We start from the raw sequence: 16,733 nt of genomic DNA on the forward strand, positions 1-16,733 counted from the left end.
ATCACGCCTGTGGTTGATGGCTGGTGACGCAGTGAATTCCACCGCCACCGGCGGCGATTGCATCAATGTTGAGCTGGACGATTTCGCGATCCGGATACAGTTGCGACAACAGATCGAAAGCCTTTTTGTCTGCCGCTTTATCGCCGAACTCCGGGGCGATGATCGCGCCGTTGATGACGAAGTAATTGATGTAACCGGCAGCAAAGTCCGGGTTGTTCTGGTTGAACTTGCTTTTGCGCGGATTCAGCGGCGGCGACATCGTGTGGATCTGCAATTTGCGACCGTCGGCATCGGTGGCGTTCTTGAGGATTTCCAGGTGCGCCAGGGTGACCTTGTGATCGTAGGATTCAGGGTCGGTGTCGAGGTTGGCAATCACCACGCCGGGCTTGATGAAACGCGCGTAGAAATCGACGTGAGCGTCGGTGATGTCCTTGCCCTTGATGCCCGGCAGCCAAATGATTTTGCGCAGGCCCAGACGCTCCTTCAGTTCAGCTTCGACATCGGCCTTGCTCCAGTCCGGATTGCGGTTGCGGTTGATCCAGCTGCTCTCGGTCATGATCCCGGTGCCGTGACCGTCGACCTCGATGCCACCGCCCTCGCCCACCAGATCGGTGCGGATGTAGGTGGCTTGTGCGTCGTCGGCGACCAGTGCGGCGATCTTCGAGTCTTTACCGTGCTGCTGTTTGCCACCCCAACCGTTGAAGTTGAAGTCCACCGCGCCCAGGCCACCCTTGTCGTCGATGACGAAGTTGGCGCCGATGTCGCGCATCCAGATGTCATCCAGCCCGGCAGTGACGTAAGTGATATTGCGCGTACCGCAAAATTCTTCGGCGATGCTGCGCTCGTTCTTGCGGCAGAACACGGTGACCGGTTCAAACCGGGCGATGGCGCGGGCGATACGACCGAGCGCTTCCTGGACGTCTTCGGTGAAGTCTTCCCAGATCGCGTCCTGCGCGCCGAAAGCGATGTAGGCGCGCTCATGTTTATCGCCTTCGTCGGGCATGAACCAGCGGCCTTGCGCGGCGGCGAGGACTTTGCCCGGCGACAGGCCGAGGCCCATGAATGCCGCGCCGACACCGGCGGCGACCGTGACTTGTTTGATGAACTCGCGACGAGTCGACATGTTGCTTTTCCTGTAGAAAAAGGCCGGCGCAACACGCCGGCCATGGATCATTTGCCAGTGGCAGTCTTGAATTTGGTCCAGGTGCGCATACGCGCGCGCATGTCCGGTTGGGGAATGTCCTTGCCCGGAATCAAACGAGCATAGGTCGCTTCGTCGAGGTAGATATCCGGGTTGTCACGCATACTTGCATCGACGTTCGCCCGCGCCTTGGCGTTGGAAGTCGGGTAGCCGGTGAAATTGCTGATCGCTGCCATGTTCTCGGGGCGCATGACAAAGTTGATGAACGCGTAGGCGTATTCCGGGTGTTTGGCGTCGACCGGAATGGCCATGGTGTCCATCCACACCGTCGTGCCTTCGCGCGGCACGCGATACTGGAAGCGCGTGTGTTTGCCGGCACTGTCCGAGGTGCGTTGCGCCTGGGTCATGTCACCGCTGTAACCCAGCGACAGGCACAGATTGCCGTTGACCAGATCGGTCACCGGTTGCGACTGGAATTTGCGGATGTACGGGCGCAACTTCATCAGCAACTCGCTGGCCGCTGCCAGATCTTCGGCTTTGCCGCTGCGCGGATCGCGACCGAGGTAGTTGAGCACTACCGCCAATGCCTCATCCGGCGAATCGATCATCGAAATCCCGCAATCGGCAAACTTCGCCGCCAGCTCAGGCTTGAACAGCATGTCGAGGCTGTTGACCGGTGCGTCCGCCATGCGCTGTTTGATCTGCTCTTCGTTGTAGGTCAGGCCAATGGTGCCCCAGGTGTAGGGCACCGTGGCCTTGCTGGAATGCTCGTAATGGCCGCGCAGTTTCTGCAAACCGGGTTCGATATCAGCCAATTCCGTCAGCTTCGTTTGATCCAGCGGCATCAGGCTGCCGGCACGCATCAAGCGCTCGGCGACGGTGTCGCCGGGGAAGATCAGGTCGTAACCGCTGCCGCCGGAGAGCATCTTGGCTTCGAGGGTCTCGCTGCCGTCCATGACGTCATAAATCACCTTGATCCCGGTTTCGGCGGTGAAGCGGCTCAGCGTGTCTTCAGCAAAATAATCGGCCCAGTTGTACAGCCGCAGGGTTTTGTCTTCGGCGTGCAGCGACGGTATCAAGCAGATCAGCGCCAGGCCGATCGCGCCGCGCAAGCGTTTGTGGTGGATAGCCATGTCAAACCCCTTGAGTGTTCCAGCGTGCATGGAGGTGGCGACCGTCCTGACTGAGCAGCGGCCCATACATGTCCGGACGACGATCGCGATAGATGCCCCAGCTCAAACGCTCTTCGCGCATGGCGGCCAGATCGACGCTGTGCAGCAGCACACCGGTACTGTCGCGGTCAGCGCTGGCGAGCAATTGGCCCTTGTGATCGCTGATGAACGACGAGCCGTAGAAGCTCATTTGCAGGTTCGAATCGGTGGTCGCGGTTTCTCGACCAACGCGGTTCGACGCCACCACCGGCAGCAAATTGGCCGCCGCATGGCCGCGCATGGTCATCTGCCAATGGTCGCGGGAATCCAGCGCCGCGCAGCCCGGTTCCGAGCCGATCGCCGTTGGATACAGCAATACCTCAGCACCCATCAACGCCAGGCAACGCGCGGTTTCCGGGAACCACTGATCCCAGCAGATGCCGACGCCGAGGCGCCCGAACGCGGTGTCCCAGACTTTGAAACCGGTGTCGCCGGGGCTGAAATATTCCTTCTCCTGATAGCCGATGGCATTGGGGATATGGGTCTTGCGATACACACCCAACAGGCGCCCGTCAGCATCGGCCACGCTCAGCGAATTGAAGTAAGCGTTGCCGGCCTTTTCGAACCAGCTCAGCGGCAACACCACGCCCAACTCGCGGGCCAGTGCGGCGAAGCGAACGAGCACGCGGCTGTCACGGTATTCCTCGGCCAGGGCCATGTGTTTATGGCTTTGTTCGATGCAGAAGTACGGTGTGGCGAACAGCTCCTGCAACAGGATCACTTGCGCGCCCTGCTTCGCGGCGTCGCGGACGAGCTGCTCGGCGCGATCAAGGTTTCCCGGTAAATCCCAAGTGCACGGTATCTGGGTGGTGGCGATGGTCAGAATGCTCATGCGTTCAACCTCTCAACGGCCAGGCCGGCTGCTGTTGCGTGATGCAATGCACCCCGCCGCCACCATGGGCCAGATGATTGATCCTTACCGGCACCACTTCGCGGCCGGGGAAGGCTTGCTCCAGCACTTTGGAGGCGACGTTGTCAGCCTCGATGCCATACGCCGGCATGATGATCGCGCCGTTGGCGATGTAGAAATTGGTGTAGGACGCACAGAACACTTCGGCTTCGGTGTCGACCGCATCGGTGGCTTCGAACAGTTCGATCAGCTCGAATTTGCGCCCCTGCGCATCGGTGGCGAGTTCCAACGCACGACGGTTTTCCCGCGCCACTTCGGCGTACACCGAAGACTGGTCGTGAGTGGCGTCAACCAGCAGCACACCCGGACGGGCAAAGGCGCAGACGCCATCGACGTGGCCGTCAGTCATGTCGCCGGTGACGTAATCCGGATCGCCCGGCAGCCAAATGGTTTTCTTCACGCCGAGCAAACGGCTGAAGATCGCTTCCATCTCGGCTTTGCCAATGCCGGGGTTGCGATTGGGGTTGAGCAGCACCGATTCGGTGGTGATCAGCGTGCCTTCACCGTCGACATGAATCGCCCCGCCTTCGTTGCTCAGTGGCGTGCCGAAGCATTCCAGGCCAAGGTGATTGAGTGCGCGGCGCGCCAGGCTTTCGTCCAGATCATGCGCCGACTTGCCGCCCCAGGCGTTGAAACGCCAGCTGACACCGGCCAGCCCTTGCTGCGGATGGCAGACAAACGTCGGGCCGGAATCGCGGCACCAACTGTCATTCACGTCCAGCGGGATCAATTCAATGTTCGGGCCGCACAAGGCTTTGGCGCTGGCGATGGCCGACGGGTCGATCACCAGTTTCACCGGTTCGAAACGGGCGATGGCGTTGGCGACGCGCGCAAAATCTTCCTGCACCTGCGCCAGGGTCACGCGCCAACCGGATTCCCACAACGTCTGGTTGTGCGGCCAGACCATCCACGTCGCGGCATGGGTCACCCACTCTGCCGGCATCATCCAGGCGCTGTTTTTATTGTCGTTGTGCTGCATGATAAGCCTCGCTAGTTAAGCCAATGTGTTCACGCCGCCAATGCTACGGACGCGCAAACAGGCAAACAAACGATGGATTTAGCGCACAACTGATTAGAGGAGCTTATCGATATGCTCAAGCACTGGCCGCCGCTCAGTTCCCTGCGTGGCTTCGAAGCCGCCGCCCGGCTCGGTAGTTTTCACAAGGCCGCCGAAGAGCTGAGCCTCACCCAATCGGCGATCAGTCAGCAGATTCGCAGCCTTGAGGCGTACCTGGAACAGCCGCTGTTTTTCCGCAGCGGTCGCAGCGTGGCATTGACCGATGCCGGCCACGACTTGCTCAGCACCACGCAAGCGATGCTGCAGCAATTGGCGGTGGGGATTCGGCGCTTGGGCCAGTATCAGAAACCCAATCAACTGGTGCTCAACACCACACCGGCATTCGCTCGGCATTGGCTGTTGCCGCGTTTGGCGGATTTTCGCGCGCAGCATCCCGAGGTAGACCTGTGGATTTACAGCACCGATGAAGTGCCGGACATGGCCACGCAGACCATCGACATCGCTGTGCGCGACGACATCAGCTCGCAGGCCGAATGCAGTTTCAAAGTGCTGCACGCCGACCGGCTATTTCCAGCCTGTCACCCGAGGGTTTTAGCGTTGCCGGCAGCACAACGCACCACGTTGCATGGCGAGCGGGAAATGGACTGGAGTCATTGGGCGGTCGAGGCCGGGATCGACGTCGGCCAGCAGGATCAGGGGCTGAATTTTTCCGATCCGGGATTGCTGCTCGACGCCGCATGTTCGGGGCTGGGCATCGCGCTGGTCAGCCAATTGCTAAGCCGTCAGGCGCGCGCTGACGGCTTATTGCAACCCTTGGTCGAGAACACCATTCGCGGGCCGAACTGGGCTCTGCTGACCCACCGCGACAGTGAGCATGATCCGCTGGCGAAAAGCTTTATCGCCTGGTTATCAGCCCACCTGAGCCCAGTTCAGACCACCGAGAACACACCAGCTCCCATTCTTCCTTCCAGACGGCCATGAAGCACATAGTGCTGATAGCCACTTTTCAATTGTCCGGTGGAAACGGCGTGCCTGACATCGTCGTTTAGCTGGAGATACTGGGCTTCATCGAAACGTTCAGCACTGACTTCACCCGCACGCCCCAGCAGTTCGCTGTCCACAGCAAGCCCTAGGCTACTGAGATTCTCGAAATCAAGAATGCGATTAACCGCGTGGCGCTCCAGCACGCCTTGGTTGGGGTACATCGAGTAGATATGCAGGCCTTTTTTCGCGCAGCGATTGCACATGTCGACGCAGTTTTGCTGCGTCGATTTGCGACGTGTCAGTTCAGCAAGCGGCATGTCGAGGTACTTGCCGACCTGATATTCGGTCTGATTGAAGATCGTGCAGCACAGCACCGTATTACCATCGCAGTCGATCACCAGCCAGTCATCCTTGAGCGAGCAAGCTTGCTCGGGGTAATGCTGGATAACGTTGACCAGATCGTCGTACGGCGGCAGTGCCAGGCGTTTCAGGGTTTCCAGATCGGTAGGCGTGACAGACGGGTCTCGCTCGACAATGGCCAGAGTTTTCTCCAGCGGCATCATCACCGAATAGCCGGTGGTGAAGATGAAGCCCAGGCGCTCACTGAACTCGCGCATCAGTGCTTCTTCTTCGATGTTATCCAGATAGCGGTGATAGTAAACGTCGACCCGGGTACTCAAACGCAATCGCTGTTTGATCTCATGCAGGGCAAGCATGTTCTGCTTTACGACTTCGATATCGCCGCCGACATGACCCTTTTTGTAGGTCTCCTGATTAAAACCCGACAGCGATATGCGGAAGTAACTCGGTTCGGCCAACAAGGCCTTTTCCATGTTCTTGGCCAGATTCAGGTTGGTGCTGATGCCGCTTTCCATGCCGGCAGCATTGATGATCTCGATGAATTCGCCAATTTTGGGATGAACCAGTGGCTCGGTCCAGTTGTAGAGGAAGATGGTATCAACGCCCTCGGTCCCGGCCTTTTCGACAATCTGCCTGAACATGTCGAGTTGCATGGCTTTTTTGAAGTTGAGATTTTCCGAGTTGCCCATCGGGCAAGAGGGACAGCTCAGATTGCATGCACCGACGATATCGATGTACATATTCATGCGGGTGAAGCTCCTTGAGTTGAAAGCCATGCATCTCATCGCTACAGGCTTTCAGGTCGCCGAATGTGTTGGTTTTTTGACGGCATTGGCACAGCGGCTAGCAATAAGCGCACCAAAATGCCGTCACGCCATCAACGCCACCACCCAATCGATGAACACTCGCAGTTTCAGGCTGACATGCCGGTTCGGCGGATAAGCCACATAGAGCGGCATCGGTTCGAGTTGCCAGTCCTCGAACAGCGGCACCAGTTCGCCGCGTGCCTCGTGTTCGGCAGACATGTATTTGGGCAGCCACAGCACGCCCAGGCCCGCCAGACCTGCCGCGAGGTAGGCATTACCATCATCGACCGCGAGCACGTGGCGGCCTTTGATTTGCAGGTTTTCACTGGCATTGTGCAACGCATACGGCACTGGTTTGCCGGTGCGTGCCCAGAGGAAACCGACTACGCGATGATGGCTGTCTTCCAGCTCCCGTGGATGCGCAGGTGTGCCCGCCCGCGCCAGGTATTGCGGCGCGGCAAACACGCCCAACTGCAGGTCGGCGACCTTGCGCGCCATCAGCGACAAGTCCATAAGTTCGCCACCGCGCACCACGCAATCAACATTCTCATCAATGATGTCGACGATGCGGTCGCTGACGCCCATGTCGATCTGGATATCCGGATAACGCGCGTGAAACTCAGGCAGGGCCGGCACCAGAATCAACCGTGCCAGCGGACTCGGGACGTCCACGCGCAGTCGGCCCTTGGGCATCGCCGCCGCGCCGGGCAGGCTGGTTTCGGCGTCGTCCATATCCGCCAGTAACTTGATCACCCGCTCGTAATAAACCGCGCCATCGGCGGTGACGTTGACCTTGCGCGTGGTGCGGTTGAGCAGTTTGACCCGCAGCCGTGCCTCCAACTGTTGAACCAGTTGCGTCACGGTGGTTTTGCTCATGTGCAGGGTTTCTGCCGCTTTGGTGAAACTCCCCGCCTCGACCACCCGGGCAAAGGCTTGCATTGCGTCAAAACGGTCCAAGGTGCGCCCTCGATTGTTTGGATTTCACAAACAGTGAACGCCAAGCTTGCGCGTTTATCGCCTGTCTGCAAATACCTACAGTGGCTCCATCAACTCAAATGAAGGAGACACTCCCATGACTCAGCGCGATGTTGTTTTCCCACCCGCACGCCGCACCCTCTATGAGCGGCATCGATACTCGCCAGCCATTCGCTCCAACGGTTTTCTGTTTGTCTCGGGACAGGTCGGCAGCACCGAGGACGGCACGCCCGAGCCGGACCTGAAAAACCAGGTGCGTCAGGCTTTCACTAACCTCAATGCAATCCTTGAGGAGGCCGGTGGCAGCTTCGATGACGTGGTCGATGTCACCGTGTTTATCGTTGACCCCCAGTCGAAATTCGAGACGATCTGGGATGTGGTGCTGACCGAGTTCTGGGGCGAGGCGCCGCATCCGACGGTAACGGCTGTTGGTGTGACGTGGCTGTATGGGTTTGATTTCGAGATCAAGGTCATTGCCAGACTGCCCGAAGCAGTCTGATCGTCAGATCGATTTGCAGCAGGGGTCGGCAGTCTTCAGACTGGCGGCCCTTTAGATTTTTCCGACATCCATCATGTCAGTTTCATTGCTCAAACCTGCCCTCCCCGGCATCGCCCTGCGTCGTTGGCGCTTGTTGCATCGCGTCAAGCAAAGCCATGCCGCGCAGATGTTCAACGTCACCCAATCGACTATTTCCCGTTGGGAAAGTGGCGTGCTGGCGCTGGATCCGGCTGCGCATCTACAGCTTGAGCAATTGCTGGCCGCGCGTCTCGACACGGCAGCCGATCAGGCTCTCGCCCGTCTGGTGCGCGAAAGCACGCGACCGGTGCATCTGGTCTGTGACCTCACCCACCGCTTGCTGGCCTGCTCCCCGGCCCGTGCCGCGCAGTTCGCCAGCCCGTTGAGCCAATTGCTCGGGCAATCGTTGTGGCGTTTCGTGACGCCGGAAATCGCCAGCAACGAACTCGCACTCGACGCCCTCGGCTGGCGCGAACTGCAGGCGCCACCGGCGCTGGAATTTGTCACCGGCAACAACGACTCCGACCTCGTGCCAATCCGCCAGAGCCTGTGCCGCTGGACCCGCATTCCGTTGTCCGACGGCACGGCGGCGCGGCTGGTCGAGACGCTTTGAACGCATATTTTATGCGTGGACGCTCAACCCCACCGGCTCTAGGCTTGCCTCTCGGCACCACAACCGGGCAAGTTCATGGACCTCGAAAAAATCAGCGGACGCCTTGAATTTCTGCGTGAAGCGGAAAAACTCAAGGACGTTCTCCGAAGCGCACACACCTCAAGCGGCCGCACCGAAAGCACCGCCGAACACAGCTGGCGCCTGTGCCTGATGGCGATGGTTTTCGCCGATGAACTGGTCGGACTCGACCTGCTGAAAGTGCTCAAGATGTGCGTGATTCACGACTTGGGCGAAGCGATCAACGGCGACATCCCGGCAGTCGATCAGGCCGCGTTCCCCGACAAGGCTGAGCAGGAGCGTAATGACCTTCTGCTGCTCACCCGCTCGCTTGATGAGGCGCTGAGAAACGAGATTCTTGCGTTGTGGGACGACTACGAATATGCCCGGTCTGCCGAAGCCAAAGCGGTCAAGGCACTGGATAAGCTGGAAACCCTGTTGCAACACACTCAGGGCCAGAACCCGGCGGACTTCGACTACCGCTTCAATCTGACCTACGGCAAAAAGCACACCAGTGCCGCACCGGTTTTCGCTGCACTGCGCGCCCTCATCGATCAGGACACTCAGGCAAGAATTCAACAAGCGAAGTGAACTCGTCGCGTCCGGCATCGCCCGCGCCCCGGCGAACAATACGATCAACGCTCGCCTTCAAGGGTTGGCCGGCTTACAAATCCACATCTGTTGATGCTGGTCTTTGATGCCTTGAGTGCGTATAACCTCGCCGTTTCGTCTACCCTGAGTTTGCGCCTCACGTCGCCACTTCAGCCCTTTTGACGCTCACGAAACGGAGATTCCCATGCTCAAACGAACCCTGGCACTGACCGCCGGCCTGGCGCTGTCCTTTTCTGCCCTTGTGACCCACGCCGCCGACGTTTTGCGCGTCAGCGCGATTCCCGATGAAGCGCCGACCGAACTGCTGCGCAAATTCGAGCCGCTGGGTGCCTATCTGGAGCAGCAACTGGGCATGAAGGTGCAGTTCGTGCCGGTGGCCGATTACCCGGCAGTGGTTGAAGCCCTCGCGACTGATCGCCTCGACATGGCCTGGCTCGGTGGTTTCACTTTTGTGCAGGCGCGTTTGAAGACTGATGCAACGACGCCGGTGATTCCGCTGGTACAACGCGAACAGGATGCGCAGTTCACCAGCAAATTCATCACCGCTGACCCGAATGTTCACAGCCTCGCCGACCTGAAAGGCAAGACCTTCGCTTTCGGTTCGGTGTCGTCGACTTCCGGCAGCCTGATGCCGCGTTACTTCATGCTGAAAAACGACAACATCAAGCCTGAAGCGTATTTCAGCCGTGTCGCCTACTCCGGCGCGCACGATGCCACCGTAGCCTGGGTGCAGGCCGGCAAGGTCGACGCCGGTGTACTGAACGCCAGCGTCTGGCAAAAACTGGTGGATGCCGGCAAGGTCGACACCAACAAGGTCAAAGTCTTCGCCACCACCCCGACCTACTTCGATTACAACTGGACCGTGCGCGGCACCCTCGACCCGGCACTGGCGGCGAAAATCAAGAAAGCCTTCCTCGATCTGGACCCGGCCAACCCGGAGCAGAAAAAGATTCTTGATCTGCAGGCCGCCAGCCGTTTCATCGACACCAAGCCCGAGAACTACAAGGGTATCGAGGAAGCCGCCCGCGCCGCCGAATTGCTGAAATGACCCTGAGCCTCAACCAGGGCCGCCTGCGCCACGCCAATGGAGTCGACGCCCTGCGCGGTGTCGATTTGCAGATTGGCGTTGGCGAACAGGTCGCCATCATTGGCCCGTCCGGGGCCGGAAAATCGAGTTTGCTCAACCTGCTGGCCACCGCGTTGCGGCCCAGCAGCGGTGAAATTGAAGTGTTGGGTGAACGCGCCTGGCACTTGTCCGCCCGCCAACGCCAACGCCTGCGTGCGCGAATCGGTCTGGTGCATCAGGCACCGCCGTTGCCCCCACGTCAGCGTGTGGTGACGGCGGTACTGGCCGGCAAGCTCGGCCAGTGGAGCCTGGGCAAAAGTCTTTTGAATTTGTTGCATCCGCTGGATGTGGCCGGTGCACGCGCGGCGTTGGCGCGGCTGGATCTGGGCGACAAATTGTTCGCCCATTGTCAGCAACTGTCTGGCGGTCAGCTGCAACGTGTCGGCATCGCTCGCGTGTTGTATCAGGCGCCGGAAATCCTCTTGGCCGACGAACCGGTGTCAGCCATGGATCCGGTGATGGCCGGGCACACGCTGTCGATCCTATCGCGGCACGCCCGCGAACATAACGTCACGCTGGTGGCGAGCCTGCATGCGGTGGATCTGGCGCTGTCGCACTTCCCGCGAATCATCGGTCTGCGCGACGGGCAGATTCTGTTCGACAGCGCCTCTGATCAAGTCAGCCACGAGATGCTCGACGCGCTGTACGCCAACGAAAAACTGCAATCGCCGACCGCTGCGGTGGCGCCTTTGACTGTGCAGATTCCACGATGCTGAAAGCCGATTCACGCGATCCCGCGGCGTGGCCACGGCTGCTGCTGACGTTGCTGGCGATTGCCTTGCTGTGGCCGGGCGTCCAGCTCAGCGAACTGAATCTGGGTGTACTGCTGCCCGACAGCCAGAATGAGATGGGCCGTTTTGTTGCGCAGTTCTGGCCACCGGCGCACGACCAAGCATTTCTGCAGTTACTGCTCAAAGCCACCCTGCAGACCCTGGCCATCGCCACTGCTGGCATGGCATTGGCGTTGGTGTTGGCGATACCGGCAGGCCTGATCGCCAGCCGCGCGCTGTCGCTGTCCGCCGCTTCACGCGGTGGAGTGCCAAGCCGACTGGGGCGTCTGTTGCGCTGGCCGGTGCGCGGACTGTTGATTTTCCTGCGCAGCGTGCCGGAAATCGTCTGGGCGCTGCTGTTTGTGCGCGCCGTAGGGTTGGGGCCGGCAGCCGGTGTGCTGGCCATCGCCATCACCTACAGCGGCATGCTCGGCAAGGTCTACGCGGAGATTTTCGAATCCACCGACCAGCGCCCGGCGCACGCGTTGTTGCAGGCCGGTAGCGGCCGACTGGCGGCATTTGCTTACGGCACGTTACCCAATGTCGCGTCGGAACTGCTTTCCTACACGGTCTATCGCTGGGAATGCGCGATCCGTGCGTCAGTGGTGATGGGCTTTGTCGGCGCCGGAGGTTTGGGTCAGCAGATCGACCTGTCGATCCGCATGTTCGCCGGCGGTGAAGTCGCCAGTATTCTGCTGTGCTTTCTGATTCTGGTGCTGGCCGCCGATCAACTCAGCCGCTTGTTGCGCTGGAGGCTGACATGAATCGCCTGATCAACCTGCTGCTGATCGCCGGCATCGCGCTGGCAGTGATTGCCTCGTTCGCTTATCTGGGGCTGGATCTCGGTGAACTGGGCAGCGCCACCAGTCTCAAGCAGATGGGCGCGTATGTGCAGCGTTTTCTCAGCCCGGATTTGAGTGCGGATTACCTCAAGGCAATCTTCCATGGTTCGCTGGAAACATTGGCCATGTCGGCCCTCGGCACGCTACTCGCGGCGGTGTTCGGCATCGTTCTCGCCCTGCCCGCCGCCGGGCGCTTTGGCTGGCCGCTGCAAAGTGCCTCGCGCCTGTTGCTCAATGCCTTGCGGGCGATTCCGGAACTGGTCTGGGCCGCACTGATGGTGCTTGCCGCCGGCCTCGGCCCGAACGCCGGCACCCTCGCCCTCGCCCTGCACACCACCGGCGTGCTCGGCCGCTTGTTCGCCGAGGCACTGGAAAATACGCCGCCGCAACCGGCCGAAGCCATTCGTTTGCAGGGTGGCAATCCGATTCTTGCGTTCTGCTACGGCACACTGCCGAACCTTGCGCCGCAGTTGCTTGCGTACATTCTGTATCGCTGGGAAAACAACATCCGCATGGCCAGCGTACTGGGTTTTGTCGGCGCCGGCGGGCTTGGGCAGATGCTCTATGTGAGCCTCAGCCTGTTTCAGGAAGCGCAAGCGAGCACGGTGATTCTGGCGATGCTGGTGCTGGTGTTTGTGGTCGACTGGCTGAGTGCGTGGAGTCGTCAGCGTTGGGTCAAGGCGTGAGTATGAATGATAACCGGCGCCTTATTCGGCGCCGGCCTGACGAGACTTCAGTCAGATCTCGATGGTTTTCACCTCGGGGTTATACATTGCCCCGATAATTTCCCGTGCGCCTGCCAGTGGAGACTCTTTGGTAATACTGACGATCGCGCCAATCGACGAACTGATCAACTCACTATTGCCGCTGGCAATACCTTTATCCAACGCCTCAAAGAATCCGCTTATGGTCGTGGCTCTCTCCTTGAACATCCCCGAGAGATACTGCTCCAGCACTTTGCGTTGACCCTCGATTCTGGCCAATTGCGTTTCTTTATAGGCATTGATTTCCGTTCGTTTGGTTTCTTCGACCTCGGAAATTTTCTTGTACTCGGACCAGGCCGACACGAGCATTTTAAAAGACTCGCCGGCGGTATCAGCCGGATTGACGGGGAGCTTTCCTACCAGGCCTGCAATTTCATTTTTCATGGTCTTAGTCCAGGGTCAGAATGCCGGAGAGTGTGCGCTTGATGTCTTTAGTGGCGCCGCCGTCATCGGCAATGATCGCTACATCCAGGACCTTCTTGAGCCCTACTCCCAAGGCCAGCATTTGTTCGAATGCGACGGGGTCATTATCGTTATCGACTTTGACCTGCTCGAAACGTACGACTAACTCATTGATGGTGTTGGTGATTTCCTTGGCATTGGAGCGAACGCCTTTGAGTGTGGTCTTGACCACCTCCATATTGGCAATCGCCGTGGCAACCTCCGCGTCATACTGGTGTGCCTTGGTCAGTGCTTCTTCCGCCTTGCTGGCCATCATGAAACCGCCAATGGCCAGCGCCGGACCCAGCACAATCCCCCCCAACGCCAACATACCGCCTGCCATGCCAAAACCGCCTGCACTGAGAGCCCCACCGCCAAGCCAGGCCAACGTGGCATTGGTGGCCGCAACGCCTGAAAGTCCGGAAATCGCGGCCCCGGTGGAGGCGCTCGCCAGAGCACCGACCGAACCGTAGGCACCGATCGCGGCCAATGCGCCACCGCCGATACCGGAAGCAAGACCCTTTTCAATTTCCAAAGAGTTGAGTACGAGCTTTTCGTAATCCTTGAGTTCTTCGATCGTCAGGTCTTCGTTAAACCCTTTCAGCGTGCTTTTGGCGTTCTTTTGTTTCTTGATCGCTTCGACCAGGTATTTGATCTGGTGGGTAAACGTGTGAACCTTCAACTCACCCAGCGCTTCCAACTCGCCTTGAGTCTCTTTGCGAGACTTGTCGAGGCTTTTGGAAGCCTTGTTGTATTGGGCCTCGGCCTCTTCGCCAATCTCCTTGGCTTTATCGAAGTTGCCCGATGCCTGAACCCCCTTCACGACGCCTGTAGCCGCCAGTGCAGCCGCTGCACCCCACAAAATAAACGGTAATGGCATTTCAGATCCCTCTCGATTAATTAGCGACAACAATCAAATTCTGCTGCTGCATTTCCTTACAGGCGTGAGCGTTTGCAGCATGGTAGTCCTCAAGGCGCATCGTCCCCGCCAGATGCTGATCGTAGAAATCATCAATCCGGCAGATCAGCGGCCTCGTATCGTAAATACGGCACAGGTGGGTGCTTTCTTCGAAATTGACGCACACACCATCTCCCCTGTCCAAAGAGGCATAGAGGGGTGATTTATCAAGGTTTCTGCAGCACAGACCGCACTTAGTGCAAGGAAACATGATGACTTTTGAGTAGCGATCCTTTGCTCATCCTTCACTTCCTGTGTTCGTCATTGGCACATGGCCGGGGAGAAGTGAGGTGAAAGATAGCTCAGTGCCATCATTGCGTCTATCTTCACCGCAAACTTCTCAGCCGCCTCAGACGTAAAGGTCTGCGGGTGGATATCTGGCAAAAGCTGATTATGCTTCAGGAAACCTTGCAGCCATGCGAGGCGGTCAGACTGTGCAAGTTTCACGCGAAAGCAATGGCGGTATTTGCCACAAGGCCAGAGTGCGATAAGCAGTAACGGGGGACTCCGGCCTTCAACAATAAGCACGACGGAGAACACCCATGGCCACAATCGACACAGCATCCACCGGCAGTCCACCGCGCAGCGGCGGCATCACCAAAGAGGAGCGCAAGGTCATCTTCGCTTCATCCTTGGGCACGGTTTTCGAGTGGTACGACTTTTATCTCTACGGCTCACTGGCGGCGATCATCGCCAAGCACTTCTTCGCCGGCGTCAACGAAACCACCGCGTTCATTTTTGCCCTGCTCGCCTTTGCCGCGGGCTTCGCGGTGCGGCCGTTCGGGGCGATTGTGTTCGGCCGGCTCGGCGACATGATCGGGCGCAAACACACCTTCCTCATCACCATTGTCATCATGGGTGTGTCGACAGCGATCGTCGGTATTTTGCCCGGCTACGCGACCATCGGTGTCGCTGCCCCGGTCATCCTGATTACCCTGCGCCTGCTGCAGGGTCTGGCGCTGGGTGGCGAGTATGGCGGCGCCGCGACTTACGTGGCCGAGCACGCGCCGCGCAACAAACGCGGGTTCTTCACCTCGTGGATTCAAACCACTGCGACGCTTGGCCTGTTTCTGTCGTTGCTGGTGATCCTCGCCTGCCGCACCGCGCTGGGCACTGAAGCCTTTGAGGCGTGGGGCTGGCGGATTCCGTTCCTGCTGTCGATCCTGCTGTTGATCGTCTCGGTGTACATCCGCCTGCAACTGAGCGAGTCGCCGGTGTTCCAGAAAATGAAGGCTGAAGGCAAGGCGTCGAAGGCGCCGCTGACCGAGTCCTTCGCGCGCTGGGACAATCTCAAAGTAGTGATCATGTCGCTGCTCGGCGGTACTGCCGGGCAAGCAGTGGTCTGGTACACCGGACAGTTTTACGCGTTGTTCTTTCTGTTGCAGACGCTGAAGATCGACCCGCAAACTGCCAACCTGTTGATCGCCGGCTCACTGCTGATTGGCACGCCGTTCTTCGTGATTTTCGGCAGCCTCTCCGACCGCATCGGGCGCAAGCCGATCATCATGGTCGGCTGCATGCTGGCGGCGCTGACCTACTTCCCGATCTTCCACGCGCTGACCCAGTACGGTAACCCCGACGTGTTCATCGCTCAGGAGAAGAACCCGGTCAAAGTGATCGCCAACCCCGATCAATGCTCGTTCCAGTTCGACCCGGTGGGCAAGGCCAAATTCACCAGCTCCTGCGACCTGGCCAAGACCCTGCTGGCAAAACGCGCGATACCGTATGAGAACGTGATCGCCGAACCCGGCACCGTTGCGCAAGTGCGCATCGGTGACAAAGTCGTCGAGAGTTTCGAAGGCAGTGCGCTACCGGCTGCCGACTTCAAGACCCGCAACGACGCGTTCACCGCGACCCTCGGCACTGCACTCAAGGAGGCCGGTTATCCGGAGAAAGCCGATCCGGCGAAAACCAATTACCCGATGGTGTTGCTCCTGCTCACCGTGCTGGTGATCTACGTGACCATGGTCTACGGCCCGATTGCGGCGTGGCTGGTCGAGCTGTTCCCGACCCGCATTCGCTACACCTCGATGTCGCTGCCCTATCACATCGGCAACGGCTGGTTCGGTGGCTTCCTGCCGACGGTGGCGTTTGCCATGGTCGCCGCGACCGGGGACATCTATTACGGCTTGTGGTACCCGATCGTGATTGCGGTGATGACGGCGATACTCGGTACGTTCTTCCTGCCGGAAACCAAGGATCGCGACATTCTCAAGGACTGAACACCGTCAGCGCGCCCTCTCCAACGCGGGAGGGCGCCATTCGGCACTACCCGGCAAAAATATCGAACGCCTGCCGCACTGCCTGCCTCCAATGTTTACACCCCTGGAGGTCACCAACATGAACAACGACGAGAAAACCCCCAACGCCCCGCCAACCGACACGTCTGGCAAACCGGTGAATGTGGTCGAGCGCGATCTTGAAGACCGGGACGATGACACCGAAGCCGTGGATAAGGTCATCACACCCTCGTCCACGAGAGTGAAGGAGCAGGACGCCGAGACGCTGCAGCGCAAGATCGATGAGATAGAGCGCAAAGTGGCCGATGGTAATTAGTGGTTTTGCAGGCGATCGCGACAGTCTGTTCGATCTACCCCCTCACCCCAGCCCTCTCCCCCAAGGGGCGAG

General features: G+C 59.2%; 19 protein-coding genes. 10 read left to right on the forward strand and 9 right to left on the reverse strand.

Annotated features, from left to right (window positions below; all coding sequences use genetic code 11):
- Position 1 precedes the first annotated feature (1 nt).
- The 4 genes from PMI23_RS07875 to PMI23_RS07890 are packed head-to-tail and all read right to left on the reverse strand — an operon-like array spanning position 2 to position 4,241.
- Positions 2 to 1,123: an agmatine deiminase family protein gene (locus PMI23_RS07875; protein WP_007919087.1), complete on the reverse strand. Its 1,122-nt coding sequence runs from the start codon at positions 1,121 to 1,123 to the stop codon at positions 2 to 4.
- A gap of 47 nt (positions 1,124 to 1,170) precedes the next feature.
- Positions 1,171 to 2,274, reverse strand: a complete 1,104-nt coding sequence (locus PMI23_RS07880) for an extracellular solute-binding protein (protein WP_007919088.1) — start codon at positions 2,272 to 2,274, stop codon at positions 1,171 to 1,173.
- A 1-nt stretch (position 2,275) separates the two neighbouring features.
- Positions 2,276 to 3,184, reverse strand: coding sequence for an N-carbamoylputrescine amidase (aguB, locus tag PMI23_RS07885; RefSeq protein ID WP_007919089.1), 909 nt, complete (start codon positions 3,182 to 3,184; stop codon positions 2,276 to 2,278).
- Between the two features lie 4 nt (positions 3,185 to 3,188).
- On the reverse strand, positions 3,189 to 4,241 hold the full coding sequence (locus tag PMI23_RS07890) for an agmatine deiminase family protein (protein ID WP_007919090.1): 1,053 nt from the start codon (positions 4,239 to 4,241) through the stop codon (positions 3,189 to 3,191).
- A 111-nt stretch (positions 4,242 to 4,352) separates the two neighbouring features.
- Between PMI23_RS07890 and PMI23_RS07895 the strand changes: the two genes are divergently transcribed.
- Positions 4,353 to 5,261 (forward strand): LysR substrate-binding domain-containing protein, encoded by a 909-nt coding sequence (locus tag PMI23_RS07895; protein ID WP_007919091.1) that lies wholly within the window; start codon positions 4,353 to 4,355, stop codon positions 5,259 to 5,261.
- Here the strand turns inward: PMI23_RS07895 and PMI23_RS07900 are convergent.
- Positions 5,210 to 6,370: a radical SAM/SPASM domain-containing protein gene (locus tag PMI23_RS07900; RefSeq protein ID WP_007919092.1), complete on the reverse strand. Its 1,161-nt coding sequence runs from the start codon at positions 6,368 to 6,370 to the stop codon at positions 5,210 to 5,212. The two genes, PMI23_RS07895 and PMI23_RS07900, sit on opposite strands and share 52 nt — an antisense overlap.
- Positions 6,371 to 6,493: 123 nt before the next feature.
- Positions 6,494 to 7,387 carry a LysR family transcriptional regulator gene (locus PMI23_RS07905; RefSeq protein ID WP_007919093.1) on the reverse strand — a complete coding sequence of 298 codons (894 nt, stop codon included), beginning with the start codon at positions 7,385 to 7,387 and terminating at the stop codon, positions 6,494 to 6,496.
- A gap of 115 nt (positions 7,388 to 7,502) precedes the next feature.
- Here PMI23_RS07905 and PMI23_RS07910 point away from each other — a divergent pair, with 115 nt between their 5' ends.
- The 7 genes from PMI23_RS07910 (at position 7,503) to phnE (ending at position 12,628) form a co-directional block, all read left to right on the forward strand.
- Positions 7,503 to 7,904 (forward strand): RidA family protein, encoded by a 402-nt coding sequence (locus PMI23_RS07910; RefSeq protein WP_007919094.1) that lies wholly within the window; start codon positions 7,503 to 7,505, stop codon positions 7,902 to 7,904.
- Positions 7,905 to 7,977: 73 nt separating this feature from the next.
- Complete coding sequence (locus PMI23_RS07915; protein WP_007919095.1) at positions 7,978 to 8,535, forward strand: helix-turn-helix transcriptional regulator; 558 nt, start codon at positions 7,978 to 7,980, stop codon at positions 8,533 to 8,535.
- A 75-nt stretch (positions 8,536 to 8,610) separates the two neighbouring features.
- Positions 8,611 to 9,183: an HD domain-containing protein gene (locus PMI23_RS07920; RefSeq protein ID WP_007919097.1), complete on the forward strand. Its 573-nt coding sequence runs from the start codon at positions 8,611 to 8,613 to the stop codon at positions 9,181 to 9,183.
- A gap of 205 nt (positions 9,184 to 9,388) precedes the next feature.
- Positions 9,389 to 10,252: a putative selenate ABC transporter substrate-binding protein gene (locus PMI23_RS07925; RefSeq protein WP_007919100.1), complete on the forward strand. Its 864-nt coding sequence runs from the start codon at positions 9,389 to 9,391 to the stop codon at positions 10,250 to 10,252.
- Complete coding sequence (locus tag PMI23_RS07930) at positions 10,249 to 11,046, forward strand: phosphonate ABC transporter ATP-binding protein (protein WP_007919101.1); 798 nt, start codon at positions 10,249 to 10,251, stop codon at positions 11,044 to 11,046. The genes PMI23_RS07925 and PMI23_RS07930 overlap by 4 nt, the downstream gene beginning before the upstream one ends.
- Entirely contained in the window at positions 11,040 to 11,864 is an 825-nt protein-coding gene (locus PMI23_RS07935) for a PhnE/PtxC family ABC transporter permease (RefSeq protein ID WP_007919103.1), read from the forward strand. The genes PMI23_RS07930 and PMI23_RS07935 overlap by 7 nt, the downstream gene beginning before the upstream one ends.
- Entirely contained in the window at positions 11,861 to 12,628 is a 768-nt protein-coding gene (gene phnE / locus PMI23_RS07940) for a phosphonate ABC transporter, permease protein PhnE (protein WP_007919110.1), read from the forward strand. The genes PMI23_RS07935 and phnE overlap by 4 nt, the downstream gene beginning before the upstream one ends.
- Before the next feature lie 51 nt (positions 12,629 to 12,679).
- Here the strand turns inward: phnE and PMI23_RS07945 are convergent, their stop codons facing one another.
- From PMI23_RS07945 to PMI23_RS07955, 3 genes are read right to left on the reverse strand one after another with little or no spacing between them, the layout of a single operon-like run.
- Positions 12,680 to 13,090: a hypothetical protein gene (locus PMI23_RS07945; protein ID WP_007919113.1), complete on the reverse strand. Its 411-nt coding sequence runs from the start codon at positions 13,088 to 13,090 to the stop codon at positions 12,680 to 12,682.
- A gap of 4 nt (positions 13,091 to 13,094) precedes the next feature.
- Positions 13,095 to 14,027: a hypothetical protein gene (locus PMI23_RS07950; RefSeq protein WP_007919115.1), complete on the reverse strand. Its 933-nt coding sequence runs from the start codon at positions 14,025 to 14,027 to the stop codon at positions 13,095 to 13,097.
- A gap of 16 nt (positions 14,028 to 14,043) precedes the next feature.
- On the reverse strand, positions 14,044 to 14,316 hold the full coding sequence (locus tag PMI23_RS07955) for a YkgJ family cysteine cluster protein (RefSeq protein WP_338010061.1): 273 nt from the start codon (positions 14,314 to 14,316) through the stop codon (positions 14,044 to 14,046).
- 331 nt (positions 14,317 to 14,647) lie between these two features.
- Here PMI23_RS07955 and PMI23_RS07965 point away from each other — a divergent pair, with 331 nt between their 5' ends.
- Together PMI23_RS07965 and PMI23_RS07970 are read left to right on the forward strand one after the other, a co-directional pair.
- Positions 14,648 to 16,327 (forward strand): MFS transporter, encoded by a 1,680-nt coding sequence (locus tag PMI23_RS07965; RefSeq protein WP_007919119.1) that lies wholly within the window; start codon positions 14,648 to 14,650, stop codon positions 16,325 to 16,327.
- A gap of 118 nt (positions 16,328 to 16,445) precedes the next feature.
- On the forward strand, positions 16,446 to 16,661 hold the full coding sequence (locus PMI23_RS07970; RefSeq protein ID WP_007919121.1) for a hypothetical protein: 216 nt from the start codon (positions 16,446 to 16,448) through the stop codon (positions 16,659 to 16,661).
- Positions 16,662 to 16,733 lie beyond the last annotated feature (72 nt).

The organism is Pseudomonas sp. GM24, from assembly GCF_000282235.1.
In the GTDB taxonomy this organism is placed as follows: domain Bacteria; phylum Pseudomonadota; class Gammaproteobacteria; order Pseudomonadales; family Pseudomonadaceae; genus Aquipseudomonas.

Coding starts and splice junctions, on each gene's coding strand:
- PMI23_RS07955 (WP_338010061.1), bottom strand. CDS start 14,316: ATGTTTCCTTGCACTAAGTGCGGTCTGTGCTGCAGAAACCTTGATAAA.
- PMI23_RS07890 (WP_007919090.1), bottom strand. CDS start 4,241: ATGCAGCACAACGACAATAAAAACAGCGCCTGGATGATGCCGGCAGAG.
- PMI23_RS07950 (WP_007919115.1), bottom strand. CDS start 14,027: ATGCCATTACCGTTTATTTTGTGGGGTGCAGCGGCTGCACTGGCGGCT.
- PMI23_RS07895 (WP_007919091.1), top strand. CDS start 4,353: ATGCTCAAGCACTGGCCGCCGCTCAGTTCCCTGCGTGGCTTCGAAGCC.
- PMI23_RS07925 (WP_007919100.1), top strand. CDS start 9,389: ATGCTCAAACGAACCCTGGCACTGACCGCCGGCCTGGCGCTGTCCTTT.
- aguB (WP_007919089.1), bottom strand. CDS start 3,184: ATGAGCATTCTGACCATCGCCACCACCCAGATACCGTGCACTTGGGAT.
- PMI23_RS07900 (WP_007919092.1), bottom strand. CDS start 6,370: ATGAATATGTACATCGATATCGTCGGTGCATGCAATCTGAGCTGTCCC.
- PMI23_RS07930 (WP_007919101.1), top strand. CDS start 10,249: ATGACCCTGAGCCTCAACCAGGGCCGCCTGCGCCACGCCAATGGAGTC.
- PMI23_RS07875 (WP_007919087.1), bottom strand. CDS start 1,123: ATGTCGACTCGTCGCGAGTTCATCAAACAAGTCACGGTCGCCGCCGGT.
- PMI23_RS07910 (WP_007919094.1), top strand. CDS start 7,503: ATGACTCAGCGCGATGTTGTTTTCCCACCCGCACGCCGCACCCTCTAT.
- PMI23_RS07880 (WP_007919088.1), bottom strand. CDS start 2,274: ATGGCTATCCACCACAAACGCTTGCGCGGCGCGATCGGCCTGGCGCTG.
- PMI23_RS07945 (WP_007919113.1), bottom strand. CDS start 13,090: ATGAAAAATGAAATTGCAGGCCTGGTAGGAAAGCTCCCCGTCAATCCG.
- PMI23_RS07970 (WP_007919121.1), top strand. CDS start 16,446: ATGAACAACGACGAGAAAACCCCCAACGCCCCGCCAACCGACACGTCT.
- PMI23_RS07915 (WP_007919095.1), top strand. CDS start 7,978: ATGTCAGTTTCATTGCTCAAACCTGCCCTCCCCGGCATCGCCCTGCGT.
- PMI23_RS07935 (WP_007919103.1), top strand. CDS start 11,040: ATGCTGAAAGCCGATTCACGCGATCCCGCGGCGTGGCCACGGCTGCTG.
- phnE (WP_007919110.1), top strand. CDS start 11,861: ATGAATCGCCTGATCAACCTGCTGCTGATCGCCGGCATCGCGCTGGCA.
- PMI23_RS07920 (WP_007919097.1), top strand. CDS start 8,611: ATGGACCTCGAAAAAATCAGCGGACGCCTTGAATTTCTGCGTGAAGCG.
- PMI23_RS07965 (WP_007919119.1), top strand. CDS start 14,648: ATGGCCACAATCGACACAGCATCCACCGGCAGTCCACCGCGCAGCGGC.